The sequence below is a fragment of the Lactobacillus nasalidis genome (assembly GCF_016587775.1).
Lineage (GTDB): Bacteria > Bacillota > Bacilli > Lactobacillales > Lactobacillaceae > Lactobacillus > Lactobacillus nasalidis.
Genome location: NZ_BOCG01000523.1, coordinates 1 through 223 on the forward strand (window position 1 = coordinate 1; position 223 = coordinate 223).

The 223-nt window shown below is 49.8% G+C and carries 1 rRNA gene; it reads left to right on the plus strand.

The annotated features are described in order from the left end of the window. Window positions 1-223 (plus strand): 23S ribosomal RNA (locus tag lacNas_RS10285); the annotation flags it as partial.

Consider the following 223-nt stretch of genomic DNA (forward strand, 5'->3'; position numbering starts at 1 on the left):
TGAAAGGAACACGCAGTGAACTGAAACATCTAAGTAGCTGCAGGAAGAGAAAGAAATTCGATTTCCCAAGTAGCGGCGAGCGAACAGGAAAGAGCCCAAACCGGCAGATTTATCTGCCGGGGTTGTAGGACTGGGTCATGGCACTTCAGAGGATAGCAGAAGCATTTGGGAAAATGCGCCAAAGAGGGTGAGAGCCCCGTAAGCGAAATCCAAAGAAGGCCTA